15 protein-coding genes are annotated in these 22,674 nt (G+C 43.2%); 13 read left to right on the top strand and 2 right to left on the bottom strand.

Annotation, left to right across the window (positions count from 1 at the left end; all coding sequences use genetic code 11):
• The first annotated feature begins 220 nt into the window (after positions 1–220).
• From argH to E6W40_RS27430, 9 genes are all read left to right on the top strand, one after another.
• Entirely contained in the window at positions 221–1,732 is a 1,512-nt protein-coding gene (argH, locus tag E6W40_RS27470) for an argininosuccinate lyase (RefSeq protein ID WP_136608760.1), read from the top strand.
• Positions 1,729–2,763 carry an N-acetylglucosamine kinase gene (locus tag E6W40_RS27465; protein WP_136608759.1) on the top strand — a complete coding sequence of 345 codons (1,035 nt, stop codon included), beginning with the start codon at positions 1,729–1,731 and terminating at the stop codon, positions 2,761–2,763. Before argH ends, E6W40_RS27465 begins: the two co-directional genes overlap by 4 nt.
• Before the next feature lie 877 nt (positions 2,764–3,640).
• Positions 3,641–4,810, top strand: a complete 1,170-nt coding sequence (locus tag E6W40_RS27460) for a hypothetical protein (protein WP_136608758.1) — start codon at positions 3,641–3,643, stop codon at positions 4,808–4,810.
• Positions 4,811–4,824: 14 nt separating this feature from the next.
• Positions 4,825–6,801: an McrB family protein gene (locus E6W40_RS27455; protein WP_136608757.1), complete on the top strand. Its 1,977-nt coding sequence runs from the start codon at positions 4,825–4,827 to the stop codon at positions 6,799–6,801.
• Positions 6,785–8,614, top strand: a complete 1,830-nt coding sequence (locus E6W40_RS27450; protein ID WP_136608756.1) for a DUF2357 domain-containing protein — start codon at positions 6,785–6,787, stop codon at positions 8,612–8,614. Before E6W40_RS27455 ends, E6W40_RS27450 begins: the two co-directional genes overlap by 17 nt.
• 321 nt (positions 8,615–8,935) lie before the next feature.
• Entirely contained in the window at positions 8,936–9,475 is a 540-nt protein-coding gene (locus tag E6W40_RS27445) for a hypothetical protein (protein WP_136608755.1), read from the top strand.
• 295 nt (positions 9,476–9,770) lie between these two features.
• On the top strand, positions 9,771–11,996 hold the full coding sequence (locus E6W40_RS27440; protein WP_136608754.1) for an MrcB family domain-containing protein: 2,226 nt from the start codon (positions 9,771–9,773) through the stop codon (positions 11,994–11,996).
• Entirely contained in the window at positions 11,968–14,391 is a 2,424-nt protein-coding gene (locus E6W40_RS27435) for a restriction endonuclease-like protein (RefSeq protein WP_136608753.1), read from the top strand. Before E6W40_RS27440 ends, E6W40_RS27435 begins: the two co-directional genes overlap by 29 nt.
• 287 nt (positions 14,392–14,678) lie before the next feature.
• The gene (locus E6W40_RS27430; protein WP_136608752.1) at positions 14,679–15,188 is read left to right on the top strand and encodes a hypothetical protein; all 510 of its coding nucleotides are present in this window, start codon (positions 14,679–14,681) and stop codon (positions 15,186–15,188) included.
• 397 nt (positions 15,189–15,585) lie between these two features.
• On the opposite strand, the gene E6W40_RS27425 is transcribed toward E6W40_RS27430, so the two are convergent.
• Positions 15,586–16,254 carry a hypothetical protein gene (locus E6W40_RS27425; protein ID WP_168929078.1) on the bottom strand — a complete coding sequence of 223 codons (669 nt, stop codon included), beginning with the start codon at positions 16,252–16,254 and terminating at the stop codon, positions 15,586–15,588.
• A gap of 271 nt (positions 16,255–16,525) precedes the next feature.
• On the bottom strand, positions 16,526–16,849 hold the full coding sequence (locus E6W40_RS27420) for a hypothetical protein (protein WP_168929077.1): 324 nt from the start codon (positions 16,847–16,849) through the stop codon (positions 16,526–16,528).
• Positions 16,850–17,047: 198 nt separating this feature from the next.
• On the opposite strand from E6W40_RS27420, the gene E6W40_RS27415 reads away from it, so the two are divergent.
• From E6W40_RS27415 to E6W40_RS27400, 4 genes are all read left to right on the top strand, one after another.
• Positions 17,048–19,114, top strand: coding sequence for a serine hydrolase domain-containing protein (locus tag E6W40_RS27415; protein WP_136608749.1), 2,067 nt, complete (start codon positions 17,048–17,050; stop codon positions 19,112–19,114).
• 144 nt (positions 19,115–19,258) lie between these two features.
• Positions 19,259–19,438, top strand: a complete 180-nt coding sequence (locus tag E6W40_RS27410) for a hypothetical protein (protein WP_136608748.1) — start codon at positions 19,259–19,261, stop codon at positions 19,436–19,438.
• 683 nt (positions 19,439–20,121) lie between these two features.
• On the top strand, positions 20,122–21,816 hold the full coding sequence (locus E6W40_RS27405) for a sensor histidine kinase (RefSeq protein ID WP_136608747.1): 1,695 nt from the start codon (positions 20,122–20,124) through the stop codon (positions 21,814–21,816).
• Between the two features lie 11 nt (positions 21,817–21,827).
• Positions 21,828–22,637 (top strand): response regulator, encoded by an 810-nt coding sequence (locus E6W40_RS27400; protein ID WP_136608746.1) that lies wholly within the window; start codon positions 21,828–21,830, stop codon positions 22,635–22,637.
• Positions 22,638–22,674 lie beyond the last annotated feature (37 nt).

Raw genomic sequence — 22,674 nt, 5'->3', positions numbered from 1 at the left:
AGTAGCGGAGGAGACGGAATCGTACAAGAGAAGCGTTAGCGTTCGCCTTTGCGAGCGGATTTCGACCATGAATAGTTCAATCACAGAAATCCGGGAGCAACAGCGATCGAAGGAACGATCCGAATCCGAAGCGGCCACCTTGCACGAAGTAAAATGTTTACTTGCTAAGATTCATTTTATATCTATCAATACATAAAACGATGGAAGGGAATGGGACAACATGAGGACTCGGGAACAGATTTTGCAGCAGGAAGGTGGGCACTTTCCGGGACGCACGTATACGGAAGTCGTGCTTGAACCCGCTTTTGACGAAGCGAAGACGAGCTTGCTTGGCGCCATGATGGCGATCAACAAAGCGCATCTGATCATGCTGAAGGAGCAAGGGCTCGTCAGCGAAGAAGAGGCTGGCCAGATCGCGTCGGCCATTCGCGGCCTTGACCTGGAGGGGCTTCGCCAAGCTGAATATACCGGACAATTCGAGGACCTGTTCTTTCAGGTCGAGCATGAGCTGCATGCAGCGGCCGGAGACATTGCCGACAACCTGCATCTGGCCCGCAGCCGCAACGATATGGGCATCGCGATCTACCGGATCGTGCTGCGGGAGAAATTACTCGTGACGCTTCGCGGAGCCCTTGCGCTCAAGAGCCAGCTGCTGTCGTTCGCGGAAGAGCATGCGGACACGATCATGATCGGCTACACCCATACGCAGCAGGCGCAGCCGACCACGCTGGCCCACTACATCATGGCGGTGACCGATTCGCTGGACCGCGATATCCGCCGACTTCAGGCGGCCTATGCCAACTGCAACCGGAGCAGCATGGGCGCGGCCGCGCTGACCACCTCCGGCTTAGCCATCAGCCGGGAGCGCGTGCAGGAGCTGCTCGGCTTCGACGAGCTGATCTATAACTCGTACGACGCGATCGGCGGTGCCGATTACGTCGGCGAGATGATGACCGCGGTGCAGCTTGCGGCCATCAACTTGGGCAGATCATCGCAGGATTTCTTGCTGTGGTGTACCCAGGAATTCGGCATGCTGCGCGTGGCCGACCCGTACGTGCAGATCAGCTCGATCATGCCGCAGAAGCGGAACCCGGTCTCGTTCGAGCATATGCGCGCGCTGCTCTCCAGCTGCGTTGGCAACGCCCAAACCGTCCTGACCATGATGCACAACACCCCGTTCGGCGACATTGTGGATACCGAGGACGACATGCAGCCGTATGCTTGGAAGGCGCTAATGGTGCTGGAACGGATGTACCGCTTGCTGTCCTGCGTCATCGGGACCGTGGACGTGAACAAGGAGGTGCTGCGCAAACGCACCGAAGGCAGCTTCGCAATCGTGACCGAGCTCGCGGATACGTTGGTACGCACGGACGGCTTGTCGTTCCGCAGCTCCCATCATATCGTGAGCCGTCTTGTGAAGCATGCCGTCGCCGAAGGGCTCGCCGCCAACGAAATCACGCTGGAGCTTGTCAACGAGATTTCACTGCAGGTCATCGGGCGGAAACTGTCGCTCACCGCGGAGCAGCTGCGGCTGGCACTGGATCCGGTACACTTCGTGGATATCCGCACCCTGCCCGGCGGACCGGCTCCTTCGGAAATTCGCAGCGTCATCGCGAAGCGGAAGCAGAGCCAGCAGACGCAGGAGCAGTGGCTGGATGCGGCCCGCGCCCGCACTGAAGGCGCGCTGGAGAACCTGGACCACTCGCTCGCCGGCTGGAGCGTCAGCCGATGAACACGGTAAGGGTTCCCCTGCTGGCCGTGGACGGCGGGGGAACGAAATGCCTGGCCGTGTTCGCGGACGCCGAAGGCCGCATGCTCGCAAGCGGGCGTGCGGGGTCCTGCAACTACCAGGGCGTGGGCCTTGAGGCCGCAGCGCTGGAGCTGACGCGGGCGATTCGGGAGGCCAAGCGGCAATTAACGGCAGAGGGAAATGGGGGGATGACGGCATCTTCATTTGGCGTATCCCCGACAGAACAAACTCCAGCGGCAAAGGAAGACGGATCGCTGCAGGTTGCCTGCGCCATTTTCGGGCTTGCGGGCCTGGATACCGCTTACGACCGCCGCATCATCGAGGAGCTTGTCCACGAAGCGCTCGCCAGCACGCAGGTGCAGGTGGATCGCATCGTCGTGGAGAACGACGGCGTAGCGGCCCTGCTCGGCGCCACCGGCGGCGATCCCGGCATCCTGATCATCGCCGGTACCGGCTCGATCGTGTACGGGATCAACGCCAAGGGCGACAGCGCCCGCGCCGGCGGCTGGGGCCACCGCGTCGGCGACGAAGGCAGCGGCTACTGGATCGGCCGGCAGGCGATCCGAGCCGCGCTGCGCGGATACGACGGAAGAAGCGGTGCCACATCGCTAACCGCGAAACTGCTGCAGCACCTGAAGCTGCAAAATGAAGAGGAGCTGTTTAACTGGGCTTACTCCGGTGCCTACAGCGTAGATAAGACGGCGGAGCTGAGTAAGATCGTGGGCGAAGCGGCCCAAGAAGGTGAAGCGCCTGCCCGCCGAATTCTCGAATCGGCAGCTGATGAGCTGTTTCTGGGAGCTAAGGCGGTCATGCAGAAGCTTGGTCTGTCCGAGGCTGAAGCCCCTTTTGCCATGATTTTGCAAGGGGGTGTGCTGCAGCATAATCCGATCGTGCGAAGCAGGTTGGCGGAGCAGATCGCGGCATTTTCGCCGCTTGCGAGGGTGGATGAGGCGAATCGGGAGCCGATTTATGGGGTGATTGGGCAGGGGAGGAGGTTGTTGGACCTCTGTTGATTTAGGTTGTCATAATTGTTTTGTTCGATATTATATGAATACTAATACTCCTGGAGATGAGCGCTGCAGGAGTATTTTTTTTATCCATGTCGATAGGAAAAAGACCGACGCTTCGCAAAGCGTGCCTACCAAAAGCCGCATTTCGCTGGACAAGATGATCAATTCGCTGAGGCTGACGGCTTCCATTTATAAAATTGCGTTTCGGATGCATTTCTATTCTAGTAATATGCTACTCAAAATTTATGGAGGGGCTTCCAACAGATCAGGATTGGTTAAGGAGGACAGCCAGCTAGTTAAAAAAGGAGATCGTCGGCCGTTCTTTTGATGCATCATAGTTATTAGGGGATGTGTCTATAAGTCTATTCCGATGCGAAAAACAAAGACAAGTAATTCTCCTCTCTTAGGAATTTCGTACATGAGTCTTTTGTCATGTTTTTTGACAAAATGCAATGCTATAGACCCGCCACAAATCGGAAAATTGAGCCTAAAATAAATGAGGATCGAGCCAATTAAAATTGGGAAAAAATGTAAAAAAGGAGCCTTTTGATGGTTGGGATGTTTATTTTTATTGTTGTCGTTGTGGGTAAGTACCGGCACGCCGAGTAGATTCGCTGAAAATTGTGGATGAAAAATGTATTTTGTAACCAGTTTAAGTGATCGCTACGACTCGTTTCCAAAGACGGTCGGAGTTGGTCCGGACAATACTTATAATACAACCGCTAATGTAAGCGACATGGTCTGGACATCTGGGTCTTTCGTTTCACTTATAATAAGTGTGCTTCCCAAATTAACGTCTAAAATATATATTTCTAATTTCATACTTATGAGTTTTGGCCTATAATTACAATACCTGTAAAAATACTAGGAGGGACTCTAAATGGAAAAGGAAGTATGGAAATGGTTGTTTAGTGATTTCCCTGATAAATCATTAATTTTACTAATATGTGGTGTTAATGAAACAGTAAACAATTCCAGAATGAAGATCGCTATAAAAGGGGTTAGTGATTTAAGTAAAATTAAAGCGGAACAAATTAATTTGTTCAGAAACAGAATAGAAGTTGAATTGAATAAACCAAAAAATATTAGCAAAGTAAAGTTCTTTTTACGAAAATATGCAGAACATAATAAGAAAAAATATAAAGAATTAGAAGAGATAAGTCAAAAAGAAACAGATGTAATGCTAGAAGAGATCCAAGCGTCAGACTCACTCAATGTGCATGACCTGATTATTCATCTTATGATACAAACTGATTCATTACTAATTAAAAAAGGGGTCGAAGTTTTTGGATTTGTACAGGACTCTAACTCTGCAGTCAAAGAGGCCTATACTAATGGTGAAACAAAGATAGAAAAAAAGGAGGATGTCTTGGAAGATTCAAATCCTATCCAAGAAAAAAGGTATGAGTCACAAATTGAAATTGAACGTTTAATGGCTGAAAATCAGAAATTCAAAAGTGAAATAAATAAGTTGATAGAAGATAAAAAGGAAGCTATAAAAGAAAGCAAAGAGTTGAAAAAAATTATTATTAAGACGGAAAGTGAAAAAAATGAGGCAAATAAAAATCTTCAAAAACTCGAAAGAGAACTTCATACACGAAAGTGGGAGATTGGTACTAGAGATAGGAAAAATCAAGAGCTCCAAGATATGCTTGCGAAATTAGAAGAAGCTAAGATAGAACTTCGCAACGAAAATTCTAATTTAACTCAAAGGGTATTACATCTAGAAGAAGAAATTAATGCGATCGAAATAAAACGACTGAAAGAAAAAGATAACTTATCAATACCTAGACGAATTGTAACGATAATTGATAGAAACATGCCCGATGGATTAGATGGACTAGAAAATTTTGAATTTCATTTAATTAATCCAAATCAGTTGGAAGAGGTTATCCGAACAGATAAATTGAATAAGTCAGATGAAATATGGTATATAAAGTTTCGATTACCGGGAACGAAACAGAGTTTATTAAACGATAAATATGGTAACAAGGTCACAGGATTCAAGACAATTATTGAACTAAAAGATTACTGTAATATAATTTATTAATTGGGGGAATTAGATTGCTACAGAGAAAAAAATGGGATATTGATTTCCTAGGAGCTCTGCCGTCAAATGATGAAATTTTGGAAATACTGGGAAGACATAAAACGGTTTTTGTGAATTCTCAGAACTCACTTCAATATTTTATTAAAGTGATAAATGAAACACCTATAAGTTTTCCAAGAAATCAAACTCTTTTCACTTGTTATTCCACAGAACTAGAGAAATACGGATTTGAAGAAAGCTATCATGAATCTGAGTTTACACGTATAAATGAATTAGTGGAATTTCTTATTGATAGCCTTATTCTGTTTAAGCCTAGCAAAAAAGTTCTTACGAATCACGAAGAAGTATATAAAGCGACTGAAATTCGTCTTATACCTAAACTGGAAAGTTATAAAGTTGATCAACGATTCAAGTCAATACCTATTTTCAGCAAATTAGTACATAAAATGACACAGGAAGAATTTGTAGATTCTCTTATGCTTGGGAAGTATGTTGGTACAGCTGAAGGTATCTCAATTGAACCTGACGATACGCCTTCAATTGTTCTCTGGAGGGAAGATAAAACCTACACTGCTTATGGATTGTTTGATCGACATGAGTATGCTCACGGTGGGTTTTCATTTGTTTCGAATCTCGGTGTGAGAGAAATTCCATTCGCTGAGTGGATGAATAAAGTGTATCTTGAAGGTAATGATGACGATATGTTACTCTTTATTGATTTAGATTCATACACTGAGATAGAACGAAAGCTTGAACATATTACTCCTATTGCAAGTATTTTAAGGGAAACATTGCAACCAGAAGTAATAAATTTCTCCCGTACTGATGAAGAAGTATACATAGATAAAGACGACAAGGAAGAGGGTAGTTTAACAATCGAGGAAGATATCCATGTTAAGGAAGAAGAACTCATGGAACACTTCATACATACTACTCGAGAGATGGGCCTTCAATATTACGAAAAAGATCTATATAACTTTCATACTGCAATGAAAACTAATTCTCTTACAATTCTTGCAGGTATGAGTGGAACAGGGAAGTCAAGGTTAGTACAAGCTTATGGCAAGACTCTTGGAATGGATGCCAGTCAATTGGTATTCGTACCAGTGCGTCCATCTTGGGCAGATGATTCTGATTTGCTAGGATACGTCGACACAAAAAATATGCTCTATCGTCCGAGTGATACTTCGCTTGTAGACGCCTTATTCCAAGCACAACAAGAGCGAAATAAAATGTTCATTATATGTTTTGATGAGATGAATCTTTCGCGGGTAGAACACTATTTTTCGCAGTTTCTTTCAGTTTTGGAAATGGAACCAAACCGTCGGGTATTAAGGCTTTATAGCGATCGTATTGCACAACAAATTTATAATTCAGCACAATACGGACCGGAGATTAATATAGGACCCAATGTAGTTTTTGTTGGAACTGTTAATTTGGATGAGTCCACCTATCATTTTTCCGATAAGGTTCTTGACCGAGCCAACGTTTTAACCTTAGATGTTCAATCGTATGAGATGCTTAAAATTCGCAATATACGTGATGCAAAAGATAAGGTACGAAAGCACCCATACACATTTGAGCAATATACAAAGTTTAAAGTATTAGAAAGTCCTGTCTCGCTTACTGACAGTGAATTAGATATTTTATGGAATTTACATTTAATTATGCAGAAAGAGAACAAGAATCTAGGTATTGGTCCACGTGTAGTCAAACAGATTGATAACTATCTTAAGAATCTTCCCATTTCAAATAAATTTCTAAGCCGCGAAGATGCTTTTGATATTCAAGTGGTGCAACGTATTTTAACTAAGTTACGAGGACCAGAAGGGTTACTTAAGGGGCTAATCGGTAAAATTACTGACGACCGTGTCGAAGGGTTATTGTATGAATTGTTTGAGCGATACGAAAATGTATCTAAATTTACAAAAACGAAGAGTACTATATTCCAGAAAGCGAAAGAGTTGAAGGTCAATGGTTTTACATTATAATCCTACAATATCAAAAGTAGCTGTAAGATTAGATTCATTAGAAATTTCTATTTTATATAATGGTACTTTGCATAACAAAGTCGAATTATTTTATACGGATGAAGATGTGTTGGAAGAAAAGTTATCGTTTGAATTGACCGAAAATAAATTTGTTAGCATTCAATTTCAAGCCACTGACAAAAGTGCCCGTTTATATATGTATGGATTAGAATCTCTATCTGATGAAAAATTAGAAGTAGACGAAGACGGCGAAGTATATCTAAGTCCCTCTGTTAATCCAGTAGATTTGTACGCAAAGGATTACTACCCTTTAATTCCGGGTAAATACTTAGCTAAAGTTATTTCTACAGGTTTCACCTACTTTCTGCCTTTCTGTGTTCATTCTAAACAGGTTACAGAGGACCAGTTGGAAATAATGAAGAAAGACTTGGAAGAGGTAGTAACTGGGCTCGCAATTGATTTTGTAAAGAAGGTATACTCGGCAGCTGACAACTCTATGAGAGCACTTCCTCCCCAGCTTTTACGCCAGTTTATGACAATAAAGAAGCACTATCCATCAGTTATGGCAGCGTTAAGCGATATATATAAGAAAGCTAATTATCGGATACGAAAAGATTATCGATGGACTAAGGAAAATCATGCAAGCCAAATTGACCAAGTTACTGTGAGGACACTCCAGACAAGGTCATTTCATGAGGGGCAGCTACTTACTCCTTTCAGTGCAATAGATTATGATTTACCAGAAAATCGCTGGGTGAAGTTTATTATCCGTAATGTTCTAACATTATTGGATCAATTCGTTGATTCTTTGGAAATTTATAAAAATAACTTGGTTCAAGATATAGAGAAACTGGGGCAATACAAATCAATTCAGGAAAGCACTCGTAGAGAAATAATCGAAAAAGAACTGGTATTAACCTATTTAGAAGAATACAGCCAACTTGTACATCGAATGAGAATTGGATTCCAGATGATTGTGCATGCACCATGGTATCAGGAGATAACGAACAAGGCATTTACACATGTACCACACAATCTTCTATCTGATTCCCGCTACAGGGCTTTGTATCAGTTGCATCGTCATTTAAAAGAAGAAGAAATAGATATATTTATTGACTCTTCGTTAACCTATCAATGGAAACGTACGGATAAGCTTTACGAAATGTGGGGATTTATTCATATATTGAAACTTTTTATCCATATGGGTTTTCAACCGAAGTCAGGCTGGTTTTATAATCGGTCTGCCCAGGATAATTCATTGTTAATTCCTCATCTACCAAGTGGAGAACAGGTCATTATGATCAGAGATGACATGCGTATCCACTACGTTTACGATGGAGTATTACCACTTGCCAGTAATCAGACAAATATAGATAATCTCCCCCTTTATATGGGCAAACATAACCGACCTGACACCCGAGTGGATTTTTACAAGAAGGATGTTTACGTTGGTAGTTTAATAATAGATTTTAAATATCGGCCAATGAACAATTTCTGGAGAAGTTCTCTTCAAAATTCTATGGCTAGACCGAGAGAGATGGAACAATTAATTGCCTATAAGCGAGATAGTAACTCGAAGTTCTTATATGGTGAAGAGAAAGGCAGAAACTTTCGTGAAATGCATAGTCCTAGGCCGGTTCGCGAAGTTTGGGCTATGTATGCGGAGGCACGTGAGGACTGGAAAAATCATCTCTTTCTTAGTGATGATAAGCTTCGAATTATTTCCATGAACCCAGGTCAAAATCATACTGAAGTAAATGAGCATCTGGGTATAATCATCAATTTTATGGATAATATTTTAGATCATCTATAATTAGTGAAAGTATTAGTATGAATTCGATTTCTGAAATAATTAAAAGATGACAGTCAAATTAAGCTTACACCTTCAATGGGATGGATGGATCGGCTACAGTAAGCTAGATAAAGAATAGGATAGTAATATACTTTCTTTACAGGTGATTTAATGGAAGGACTAGGATGATTGTCCTTCCATTTATCCCCTCCTGGATATAGTAAGCCATTCACTGAAATTGGAGCAGCTTCACTGAAAGAAAACGACAAGAGGTGCGGTAGTTTATGCTTATTGTAGTTTTTTTGGAAAATGATAACTTGAAATTTCCAAGGAGCGAGCTAAATGTGGTCTGAAATATCCAAACTAATAGGAGCCAATCCTATGATGTCCTTAATTATTACTATCTTTGGAACAACAACTATCTGGATGTATAAAGAATTCAAAGAAATGATAAATCGGAACAATGCGACAAGAATTACACAAGTGAATGAGAAGATTAAGGCCTACAGTCAATTACAAGCGCAGATTGCGGCAGTGCTTCATGATAGAGAAAATAACACCTCAAAAATAAATTTAATGAGAAATTTAGGAGAATATAACCCAATACTTAGTCAAAATGTGCGGAATGTAGCAAGAGATTATTATATTAAGGCAGACCCTGCGTATTTAAGTACTATGTTAGCCATGATGGAGACAGATTTTAAAAAATTCGAGAAAGAAAAAGCAATGTGTCAAAGTATGAAAATAGCACTGAATTTGAGGTTGTCGTTTCAAGGTTATATGATCCACTCAAGCCAATATTATTTATTTGGTTATCGATATGGTTTTTTAGCTACACGTATGTTCATTTCACAGAACAGCAAGTTTGGTACAATAAAGTAAATGTCATTGCATCTTCATTCTCTTGGTTCGTAAGTGTCGCTACGTTATCTGCAATTATCTCCTTGAAATTAGAAAGAAAATTATTGAAGCAAGGAATACATAAATGGATTACAAGTGGTCTTATTATAGTTATTCCAGTGATCACTTTTATGAAAAGTCTTTCGCTTGTTGCGATTGCAATACAAGTCATTTGTATATTAATTATCATTAAAATAAACAAACGCAAAAAAGGTGGAATTATAACCTTTGACTGACCCAGCATGATAGACCTAAACTCAGCCCGGAGGAATTCAAAATGCTACCCAATGAACTTTCAACCATATTTAGAAACAAACAAAAATCCTATAAAATGGTCCTTATTCTTTCTCTACTAGAATATCACAATCAAACCCAATCTTTTAACGCCCCGCTTAGCACCATTGCTGAGCGGTTTTTAGCATATTACCAGCAGAACTCCAACGAAGGTCATAAAGTCGACAACCCACCGCAAAACGAGGCTGTGAGTTGGGATGAGTTTACGCTAGTCCAGACCAAGTCCCTGCTTAAAACACCTATAGATGCACTGTCATCCATCCTTGAGGTAAACCAAGAGAATCAAACCATATCGTTCACACCTGAGATAATCGAAAAACTTAGTGAGGATGTGCTAGAAGAGTTGGAGCAGTACGCCCAGACTGAATTACAGAAATACAATCAAAAGCTAGAGTCTGCTGGCATTCAACCTGCTTTTTCATTACACGATTCTCTATCCGAGATTTTAAACAACTACCTGACTGCTAGAACAGAATCTTTTGCCGGACATTCACTAGGAATGCTTTTCAGACAGACAATTCCAGAACAATTAAGAACCCTTCCTTTTATGGATGAACACTACAAAATTCAAGGTTCAATCGGTCAAGGCAATTGGGCGAACATCCCGTGGATTGCAATCATGGATAAGCGTATAACCGAAACAACGCAGCAAGGCGAATACATCGTGTATTTGTTTTCCGAGGATATGAAGTCTGTATATCTCACCCTAGCTCAAGGGGTCACATTACCAACTAAAGAACGAGGGAAGAAGGATGGATACCAATATCTCGTAGATAAGGTAAATGAGCTCCGCAACCTCCTTCCCCTCGAAAACATGCAAAAAGACGACCAGATTCACCTCACCACGAGTGGCTTAGGGCGCGACTACCAGGTCTCCACAGTGGCTTATGTACGTTACGACAGAGACTCTCTACCAGATGACGAACAGCTATGGACTGATTTAGAGAATTTCGTGTCGAACTACAAGTTATACGTAGAGCATGTTCTTAACTACAATCATGACGAGCATAATTCTAATATGAAAAAAGAGGAGACTGAGCTCTTGAGTTCATTAAACGTCCCTGAGCAAGTGCAGCAGATCCAAACCTTTATTGAACACCAAGGATTTCACTACCCGAAAGGCTTAATCGAAAACCTATATCTTTCACTCAAAACCAAACCCTTCGTTATCCTAGCAGGCGTATCCGGTACAGGTAAAACCAAGCTCGTGAAGCTGTTTGCTGAGGCGATTGGGGCGACGGGGAACAACGGGCAGTTTACGCTAATCCCGGTGCGTCCAGATTGGAGCGATCCTTCGGATTTGCTAGGGTACAAGGATCTGTCCGGTGCTTTTCGTCCGGGACGCTTGGCGGAGGTGTTGGCGGAAGCTTCTAAGCCAGAGAACCACCATAAGCCATATTTTATATGTCTGGATGAGATGAACCTTGCCAGGGTGGAGTATTATTTCAGTGATCTGCTGAGTGTCATCGAGACGCAAGAATGGCAGGGGGAACGCATCGTCACTTCCAAACTGATTAACCGGAATTCCTTAAGAGACGAGGATCAATCTCTGTATGGAGATTTGTACTTGCCAGATAACGTGTACCTCATTGGAACGGTGAATATGGACGAGACGACACATCCTTTTAGCAAAAAGGTGCTGGATCGCGCCAACACGATTGAGTTTAACTATATTGATCTACAGCAATATCCTAGTTCTACGAGTTCCGAAAAGGTAACCATACTGCCGGTGCATAACCACTTTTTACGAAGTGACTATTTGCAGTTGGTGGACGTGTATCAGGAATATACCGATTTGGTTCATTCGGCAACCGAGAAATTGGTGAGAATCAATCATATCCTTGAGGAGATTCATTCCCACGTCGGTTTCCGTATTAGGGATTCGATCTGTTTTTATATGGTATATAACAAGCGTTTCGAGTTGCTTACGGACGACGAGGCGTTTGATTTGCAGTTGCTTCAGAAAATCCTTCCTCGTGTGCAAGGCAGTAGTATGTCCGTGAAACGGGTTCTTTTGCAATTGATGCAAGGCGCATTGGGCAGAACTTTACCTGTTGTGGAGCTGCTGGAGGACGCATCGGAGCTATATGCCAAATGGAACGATAACCAGGAAGAAGCTAAGGCGAAGCATCCACAAAGCGCTCGTAAAATAGCCTTTATGCTACGGAGGTTAGAGGAAGATGGATTTACCTCATACTGGCTCTCTTAATCAAAGCGTGGAGCTATTGCGCATAGAAACGAACCTGTTCAACCTGTACATTCAGGGAAAGCCATACCACCCAACGGTGGAATCGATGCAGCTTCATCGGACGAATGAGGGGGATTGGATCGATACAAGTCTACATATCCCATCGCTTTCCAATGAATGCGTTGTTGAAAAGATCTCTTTGTTTTCACCTGAATCAGGCAAACTCGTTTCATGGCAGACGGGTGAGAAAAGCTATCCTTTGTTTTTTGAGACGCAATCTTATGAACTAGTCATCGAGAAAAAGCAATCGTTACCGATCACATTTCATCATGAAAATATCCATCTTCGTGGATCTATTAAACCGCTGGGTCAGGCCATTTTATCCGGTATATTGAATTTTCAGAATGAGGTTGGACTTACGGATCTTGAGCTGAGATTGAACGGACATGTTATTTTTCAGCTACAGCTCGAGATTTTTCCATCCAAAATGGATTACAAACAAGATTACCAGATGATTTTAAATGATGTGAATCAGCAGATTTATAATTTGTCTTTTGATTTTTTGCGTAAAACCTATCATCTAACGGGCCTGAAGGAAACAAGGAATCAGAGTCTTACGGAGTTTTTTACGATTTTGCAGCATGTGTTCGATCAGCTTGTGCAGGCCGTAGAGAGGATCAAGTCCTCTCCCAATTACAAGCTAGAAAAGGAAATGAGAGTCGTCGAGGCAGCGCGTGTTAAGAAGACAGGGAAAGAGAATATTGCCTACTTAACGAAAAGACCTCATTTGCTTGCTCCGGACGAGAAGGCTGGATTCATTCATGCGAATGGGCAAACGTTATCGCCAAGCCATGTTTTAGAAACGAAACGGCGCATTCAGCATGATACGCTGGAAAATCGTTTTGTACGGTGGGTGTTGCAGCGTGTGTCTACGAAGCTCAATCAGCTGAAAGCCAAGCTATTGGACAAAAATCGCATGCAAGACCCGCTTCTCCTGAAGCGGTTGAACTATATGCAAACACAGCTGCAGCGGCTGCTGCGATTGGATTTTCTGAACGTAGGCGAGATGAAGCAGCTGTCCGTATCATTAGTATTGCAAATGGCGCCGGGATACCGGGAAGTGTATCGTAACTATTTGATGCTGATGAAGGGATTGTCGATCCAGAGCGATTTGTTCCGTCTCTCCATGAAGGATTTGGCGCAGCTGTATGAGTATTGGTGTTTCTTAAAGATCCATGACCTGCTCAGCCGCAAATATGAACTGATTAAGCAAGACATCATCAAGGTGAATCGGACGGGTGTATTCGTAACGCTGGATAAATCTCAGAAGGCGCGAATGGTATACCGCAACCCAGGTAATGGGGAAGTTTTTACGCTGTATTATAACTCGTTACCTAGAGGCGATCGCAGTGCGACGCTTGGGCAGAAGCCAGATAATGTGCTCACATTGAAAAAGAATGAAGCTGCGGTGGAATATAAGTATATTTTTGATGCCAAATATCGAATCAATCCCGCATACGAGGGAACTCCTTATTATGCTAAATACAAGCAGCCAGGTCCGGAGGAAGATGATATCAATACGATGCACCGGTACCGGGATGCGATTGTTTACGAGGATGGACAGGGCCAAGAGCTAGAACGAAGCATGTTCGGCGCTTATGTGCTGTTCCCTTATCATGATGAGGAGAAGTTCAGAGAGCATCGTTTTTATAAAAGCATTGAGCTTGTGAATGTGGGGGCATTTCCGTTTCTGCCAGGATCGACCGAGCTTATAGAGGCTTTCTTGGATGAGATTATTATGGATAGTCCGGAAAAAGCGTATGAGCGCTCGACCAGACCACGAGGCACGAAAGCTTACTTCCAGAATCAAATGTCCGGCAAAAATGTGTTGGTAGGTTCGCTAAGGGAAGTATCCCAGCTTGAAGTTACCCTTCAGCAAGGCTTTTATCATATTCCGCTAGAGAATATATCGGATCATAAAATATTGACGCAGATCGAATACATCGCGCTGTATCAATCCAAGGGGAAGTTTGCCAAGGCTGGCGAAACGGGAATCCATTGGTATGGACGCGTCATGGACTGGAAGGTGTTACGGCGGAAAGAAATTACGGAACGCCCTGCACGAAAGGGGACGGAAGAGAAGCTATACGTGAAGTTTACCGTAGAAAAATGGATGAAACGGGATAAGCCGATCGTCTCCGGAGGACGTGGTATTTATACGGCATTGTATACATCCAAGTATATTTTTGATAGAGCTTCGGAGATAGCGGAGCTTAAATTGGAGACGGAAGAGGATCTGCACAAATGGCGGGAAACAAGACGTGCGGGCGCTGTTAAAGTGGAGCTGGATCATGAGCAGGTGGATTTGGCGAAGCGGGTGGTGGGGATACGGGGAACGGGAGAAACGAATTTTTAGAATCGTGATAGGGGCGATATAAATCACCTGAAAATCTCTAGTGTAGGTTTCTTCGATATCCCCGAAAGGGGCGAAACGCTGAAGAGATATAATTGCATCTCAAGTCCGTTCCGTTCCTAAGCATGGGGCAGTTGGCTGAATGGCGTGTTTGTGAATGAAAACTCTGAATGTGAATTGAGGAATCATCTTACGATTGAACGTCTTTTGAATTTGGTTTCGATTAAGAACTACCACAAGAGTTATAGAAAGTATTCAGATTTTATAAATGGTAGTAAGGGGGATAATGTATGGTTGATGAATTGATTGATTATTTTTCAAAAGAATTAAGCGCAAGAAAATTAGTTTTTCAGTATATGAAGGGATGGGATTTACTTTTTTGGATGTCATTATTTCTTTTTATTGGTGGAATTAGCTTAACTCTTATATATAAGAATATGTTGTTTGCTTCTGCCGGAATTCTGCTATTAATATATGCTACCAATCAACTAAATCGTAAGGCTAAACATATAATTTATAATCAATACAAAATTGAGGTTAAAACTAGTCTCTGGAGCGCTGATGGTCAATATCATAACTATATTAAGAATCAAATCGAAATATACTTATCAGATAGACAATTGGTAACCGAAAAGAAATTGAATAATTTGATCAATCAACTTATTAAACGAGCAGAGAATTCTAAGCCAACAATTTCTTTTTACCGGGCCTGTTTATTGTTCTGTTTCTTCCTGTGTGGACACAGTTTGAAATCATCCTATTTAAAAGCGCAGATGTTAAAACCGCAATATTTTTATTAGTTATTCATTTAGTCTTACTTGCTCTTCTTGTGTATTTATTGGCAGGAATTAAGCATATTACAGATGATCTGACAACCTTAAAAAGACAACGGATTTTGCAATTAATTAATCACATAGAGGATATTTACCTAGGTGACATTGATAAGAATATAGATCAATATAAATTACGGCTAGTTGGAAGGCAAAAACATAGGCAAAACAAAAGGTAGGCCTCTGCCGCTAGAAAGTACTTATTAATTTTAAAATGTAAAGTGGAAAAATTAGTAATCAATGTTCCATTTCTGTGTATAGAGCCATATCCCTGTGGAATATCATGAGGTTTTGCTAAAGCCACAATCAAACGCTCCTCGTATGAACAGCGACACATAGGAATATATCGATTAGCCGTCTATAGAAGTTACTTATCTTCGATAAGCTCAAAGTCAGGCTGTAACAAATAGCTCAGAGGATATAGCTCTGGGTTCGCTGAGATGAGTCCCTTGATTAAAGCAATATTCTTTTCTTCCGAAGGATGGAAGGTTACGCCGAGCGCCGCGGGTTCAATGAATTGAATAATGAGATAGGCGTCCTCCTTTCGGTTCATGCGACAAATCACATTAAATTCAGAAAATACCGAATCAAACTCATCGAGTAAGAAGATATGGCAGGTTTGATTGTGCCAAACCGATTCGAAAAGTCTGTATGACTGGCTCTCAATGAGTTGAATAAATTGCGCTGGAGACAGCCCGACTTCAAATCTGGTAATATATTCAGAACTGTCAAAATCGACTCCATATTCAGTTTCAAATTTCGCTTGCTTATATCCGCTTCTAAACGAATACGGGAGCATTGTCATGTTGTCGAGGAAGGTTCCCAGTTCCGGTTTTTGATCAAAAGGTATTTGGATCTGGGAAATATCCATGGATTGATTTAATGTGCAGTTGGTTTGATGGGGGATTTTCCCGGATGGAGGTTGGAGATACACATAACCAATATGAGCATAATTCGACTCAACGCAAGTAATTTTCATAACAGCCTCCTTTATTAATTTTAAACTCGATAAAGTATATTTAGTTTCTTTAATCATAAAAAAAAATTGGTCCAAAGTTGCTTGGTTGCCGGATGCTCCTTTTTATTATGGCCATGGAAAACTTCCTGGATGGAAATGATGGACAGTCTGGAAAAGGTCTACGAACGCTCTACAGGATCGATGTAAGATCAGCCATTAACGGCAAGAGATGAGTAGTGAATACCGAAGCAAGACCTTCATTATAACCATCTAAAAAAAGGGCGCGAAATACCTGAGCTAACAGGTCTTTCGCGCCCTTCTCTTCTATAATCCGGACTAGGATTATAGCTTAAAATGGAAATCTGCGAAGAGCTTCACAGCTTCGGCTCTCGTGGTCGGATTGCCAGGACGAAGGAACGTCCGAGCCTAGTGCGATGCCCACCGCTTGAGCGGCAGCGACGTCTGACGCATACCAGGCTTTCCCCGGGGCGTCGGCAAACGGCTGACCGTCGGTGGAAGCCGCCAAACTGAGGGAGCGCCCAAGCAGGGAGACGAATTCCGCGCGGGTAATTTCGTGCTCCGGACTGAAAAATGTTATTTCATATTCATTTATCAATCTGGAAATTGCTTGATTGGGAGATAGGCGTCTGAAGCCATTCATTAAATTATTCAATGATTGGGCTACCACCTGTACAAGGTTCGCGAACGATCATTTCCATATTTTTATTTCTTCTACTGGTTTTTTTACACCGATTGCCCTGGACTTTAGCCCAGTCCAAAAACTAGACTATAGACAATTTCGCCCAGATCATAAAAAAACTAAACTAGGATCTGTTGAACATACACCTAGTTAGAGAGAGGAAGACATTACGTGAAAAATAAACTCGCATGGGTGCTGGCCGCTACATTGGCACTCCCTATGATTCTACCAACAGGGTCGACAGCGGCGGCTCCAAGCAATAAGACTTCAGTAGTAACAAGTCAGCGAGGACTTACGAAGATTGCGGCGGAGAAAGCGGGACTCCTGACGAAGTCCTATGGGGCATACAGTGTGCAGTATGCACTGATTGATCATGGGAACATGATTTTGTCCGGTCAGACTGGTAAAAACGACATGCAAGGAAAAGATCCGCTTTCCAAAGATACGGTATACGGCATTGGATCGGTCAGTAAAATGTATACGACGGCTGCTGTGATGAAGCTAGTGGATGAAGGTGAAATCGATTTAGATACGCCGATCACGCAATACATCCCTGGTTTTAAGATGAAGGATGAACGCTACAAACGGATTACAACGAGGATGCTATTGAACCATTCCTCCGGCCTGCAAGGTTCTACTTACAGCAATGATCTTTTATTCGAGGATAAGAATACCTATGAACATGATACATTGCTGCAGCGATTATCCGGCCAGAGCTTAAAGGCGGACCCGGGTGCGTTCTCTGTATATTGCAACGACGGGTTTGCGCTGGCTGAGGCTGTGGTGGAAAGAGTTAGTGGCATGAGCTTTACCGCTTTTGTACATCACCATTTTACACAGCCGTTGCAGTTAAATCATACGAAGACCTCGCAAGACCCAGACGAAAACATCAAGCGGGCAGGGCTTTATTTTCCTACATATCAAGGACAGCTTCCGAATGAGTCGCAGAATATGATTGGTACAGGTGGTATCTCTTCTACGGCAGAAGATATGGTGCGATTCTCTCGATTATTTATGGGAGAGACCGAAGGGATTCTCTCAGCCAAGGCAGTCAAAGCGATGGAGCAAGAGGAATATAAAAAAGGAATGTGGCCGGGGGATACAGATAGCATGTTCAATTATGGTCTCGGCTGGGATAGTGTGAAGTTATATCCGTTCAACGAATATGGGATCAAGGGCTTGGCTAAAACCGGGGACACGTTATTGCAGCATGCTGTAATCGTCGTGCTTCCTGAACAGAACATGGCAGCGGCTGTGTTGTCCTCTGGCGGCCATAGCTCTACAAATCGATTGCTGGCAAATGAATTGCTGCTAACAGCGCTTAAAGAAAAGGGAGTCATCAAGGCCGTCAAGCCTGGCAAATCATTTGGCAAACCTGTTAAGGCCAAGATGCCGCAAGAGGTGACGAAGCAAGCAGGATATTACGGCGACAGCGGCAGCCAATTCAAACTAAACATTTCAAAGAATGGGGAATTGTTCTTAGCTACCGATCCAGAGGAGAAATATGTGTACACTGCGGATGGAAGTTTTGTCAACAAAGAGGGTACCTCCAAGCTCAGCTTTGTAACCGAGAAGAATGGACGCACCTACTTGAAGAAGAATTCATATCGCACGGAGCCAGGATTAGGGCAAGATGCGATGTCTGAGTATATAGCTGAGAAGTTAGCAGATAACAAGCTATCCAAGGAAACCGCCTCTGCCTGGAAGAAGCGGGAAGGCGTCAAGTACTATCTTGTGAACGAGAAATTCAACTCTATGATGTATTTCTCTTTCCCTATAAACCAGATTGCTCGTGAGAAAGATTTTCCTGGCTATTGGGAGGGTAAAAAAATAACAGGTCCGAACACAGCGGCGCATCAGATCCAGATCCCCGTGTTGGCAGGCCGCGACACAACTGAAGCCCGCTTCTATACAGAAGGCGGCCATGAATACTTTGAAGAGGCCGAAATGCTATTCATGAACGAGTCCAATGTAAAACCGCTCTTTGCAGGCCAATCGTCCAAAGTTACGCTGCAAGCAAGTGGGCATGCAAAATGGTTTACGATCCCGCAAAAGGCAGCAGGGAAAACAATGACCGTGACGCTGCCCGCGAAAAGTTCATTCGCTGTATATGATGAAGAAGGAGCGTGCATCAACTTTAGCTTTGTGAGCGGTAACAACAAAGTACAGCTGCCGAACAACGGAACGATTGTATTCGCCGGCGCGCCGAACGCGGAATTTGGAATCACGTTGAAGTAAATGTAATTTGTGGTGGATAGTAACAAGAACAGGTAGGGCGCTGAGAGGCGTCCTACTGTTTTTTATACCGATTGCCCTAGAGCATAGTCTAGACTATAGACAGCACATTTTAATGAATGGGATGGACGTGGCATTTATACGGCATTGTATACATCCAAGTATATTTTTGATAGGGCCACCGAAATCGCAGAGCTCAAATTAGAAACGGAAGAGGATCTGCAAAAATGGCGGGAAACAAGACGCGTGGGTGCCGTTAAAGTGGAGCTACATCATGAGCAAGTGGATTTGGCGAAGCGGGTGCTGGGGATTCGTAGTAGACAGTAAAAGTGGGACAGTTGGCATTGGACGAAATATATGATTGTTAATGAATCTGTTTTCGTAGAATGTTATAATTTGGATGGTACATACACACCTTGAGTGGGCGCACTCCTCCTTGTGAAGGAGGTGATGCGATGAACATTTCGTTCGGTGAGGCGATAACCTTCGGGATCTTCTTGTTGGCATTGCTGACTTACATCGATAAACGAAAGTAACCCACTCTTAAGGTTCGCGCCTAAGTGGGTTACTTCCTGGTCATTCTGATCTTGGAGGAGAAATTCCCACTCAAGATGTTTGTACTGGGGAGCAGCAGGGCGGCTGCTCCTTATTTCTATTCTTATCTTAACATACCCATTTTTAGTCCTCAATAACGATTCAACTGTAGGTTGTACCAACAAAATCAAACCCTATCTCCGAACAGTTACCACAATGCATTTTAAGCTCTTTTAATTTCCCGCCGCCTCAGCGCTCCTTCCTATACTTGATCAGATAACATAAGATATCCTCTTCTTTAATAAAAACACAAGGTGATCTTCACCAATTCCTATTAGATATATACGATAATCCATTAATTTGAAATATTTAATCTTGGGGAAAGAAGGTGAACAGGAGCGTCTGGGGAGAAAGGAATAGAGGGGCACATCCGGATTCTGGAATATTGGGCGTTTGCCTAAGGAGGTCAATGAAGGATGAAATTCATACATCGGCTATCAAGCAAGTCGATTCGATTTAAGTTGATTGCGGGCTTTCTGTTATTCGTCATTCCCTTGCAGCTTCTGCTTATTTTCGATAACTACTACGCGATGAAAGTCGTTCGCGAGCAAGTGGCGAACTCCAATCGGCATTTGGCAGCCTTATATATGGATCAAATCGACAGGAATCTGGAGGAGATCGATAAGTATTTAAGGACCATGGTCGCTTTTGAGAACGATTTAATTGTGCTGGACATGCCTGCTGAAGTGAATATGGACGAATATTTTTTGGCGAAGATCAATCTATTCAATAAATTGGAAAGGGATATTCATACATACAAAGAGATGGATTATTTATTCGTTTATTCATCCGTCAATGAAGAGCTCCTCACGAATCAACCGGCCGAAGAGACGATGACGCAGCTGAAAACGATCCGGCAAGGGATGATTCAGATGCTTCAGGAGAGGAAGGGCCTGCAGAAGCAGGCATTCGAGAAATGGTTTCCTTACAAGATGAATGAAGAGTACTATATCGTGAAAATACAAAAAATCGGAAATGTGTATGTCGGGGGATGGGTGAAGGCATCGAAGCTGATGATCCCGCTCAGCTTGCTGGACGAAAGGCCGGAAGGGAAATCGGTGCTAGTTACGGAAACCCTCAAACCGATGAGCGGAAATGCACCGATCGATAACAGCAATGATTATTTGCAGGTCAGCACACATTCCAAGCAAGGTGATTTCTCCCTGTTGTTCTTGATCCCATACAGCGTCATCTTGGAACATCTCCCGCTTCTACAGCGCCTGTGGTACCTGCTGATCCTGGGAGCCCTCATCATTTTGCCGATTTTTTATATCTTCTTGAGGCATATTATCCTCCTCCCGATCAACCGGATCGTAAAAGTCATGAGACGAGTACGCGACGGAAATCTGGAGCAACGGGTAGAGCAATATCCCGTTTCCTATGAGTTTGAACTGATGAATGATGTGTTTAACAGTATGGTTTCGGAGATCAAAGCATTAAAAATCACGGTCTATGAAGAGCAGTTGCTGATCCAGAAGGCAGAGCTTAAACATCTGCAGCTGCAAATCAATCCGCACTTTTTTTTGAATGCGTTGAATACAATCTACAACCTTGCCCAATTCCAAAACTATCAATTGATCCAGGACATGTCGGAGCATTTAATCAACTACATGAGATTTATGTTTCAGAACAACCTGAAGTTCGTCAAGCTGGAAGAAGAAATCGCCCACACCCGTAACTATTTGCAGATCCAGGCGCTGAGGTTCGAGGATGGGTTTACTTATCAAATTAACGGTGACGAATCGCTCTCCCAAGCATTAATACCTCCATTGATTATACAGACCTTCGCAGAGAACACGATTAAGCATGCGGTTACGATGGATGAACCGATCCGGTTAAACGTAGACATAGAGCTTAGCGGGGATCAGGAGTCATATCTATGCATTGTGATTCAAGACACGGGCAAAGGATTCTCTGAAAAGGCGTTAAGTGAATGGCAATCAGAAGACGAATTAGCCCATGGTTACAACGGACATATTGGCATATGGAATTCCAGACGGCGATTACGGTTGATTTACGAAGACAAGGCAAAGTTGATCCTATCCAATCATCCGGACGGGGGAGCAAGGGTAGTGCTGTGGCTCCCGTTCGTGCTTGAAGATAACAGCTGAGGAGGGATGGCATGTATCAATTACTGATCGTTGACGACGAGATCCATGCGGTGAGAGCCGTTCAAGCTGCGGTGGATTGGGCAGAGCTGTCGATCTCCCAAATCCATGTGGCCCATAATATCAAGCAGGCAATGGGGATATTTGGTGAGCATCCGATTGACATTATGATCTGTGATATTGAGATGCCCCAGGGCAGCGGGATTGAATTGTTGTCATGGGTTAGGGAGCGGCATCTGTTAACGGAATCCATATTTTTGACATGCCATTCGAACTTTATCTATGCGAAGGAAGCTATTCAACTGGGAAGCCTTGATTATATGCTTAAGCCCGTTAAGCTCAATGAGCTGCGTGCTGTCGTTCTAAAAGGGGTAGAGAAGATTAATGAAAAAAGGGAACAGCACATCAGCAAGGCGGAGAGCCAATATTACGCCAAGCTTTGGCATACGAACCGGTCCATCTTAATGGAGCGGTTCTGGCAGGATGTGCTGAACCAGCGGGATTTAAGCCCGAAGCGGATTCGGGATGTTCTGCAAAGCAGAAACCTTCCCATTCAGGAGACCGATTCCTACCTGCCGATTTTGATTTTCGTTCAGCGCTGGGCGGAGAAGCTGAATACCGAAGATAGAAAGCTTATGGAATATGCGCTTATGAATGCTGCGGACCATATGATTCTTCGCGGAGATGAACAGGGCCAGTTGGTACGGATAACCAGCGATATGTTTGTGGCGATCCTACCTGCAGGGACTGAGACCGAAGACCACACGAAGAATATTGAACAGATGTGCAAAATTTACATCGAGTCATGCAACGGATATTTCTAGTGTGATATTTCGTGTTATGTGGGTGAGCAGGGGTTGA

Source organism: Paenibacillus dokdonensis (genome assembly GCF_004916975.1).
GTDB lineage: Bacteria > Bacillota > Bacilli > Paenibacillales > Paenibacillaceae > Paenibacillus_AQ > Paenibacillus_AQ dokdonensis.
The sequence above is the reverse complement of the archived record's forward strand: the minus strand, read 5'-3'. Positions and strand labels throughout refer to the sequence as shown.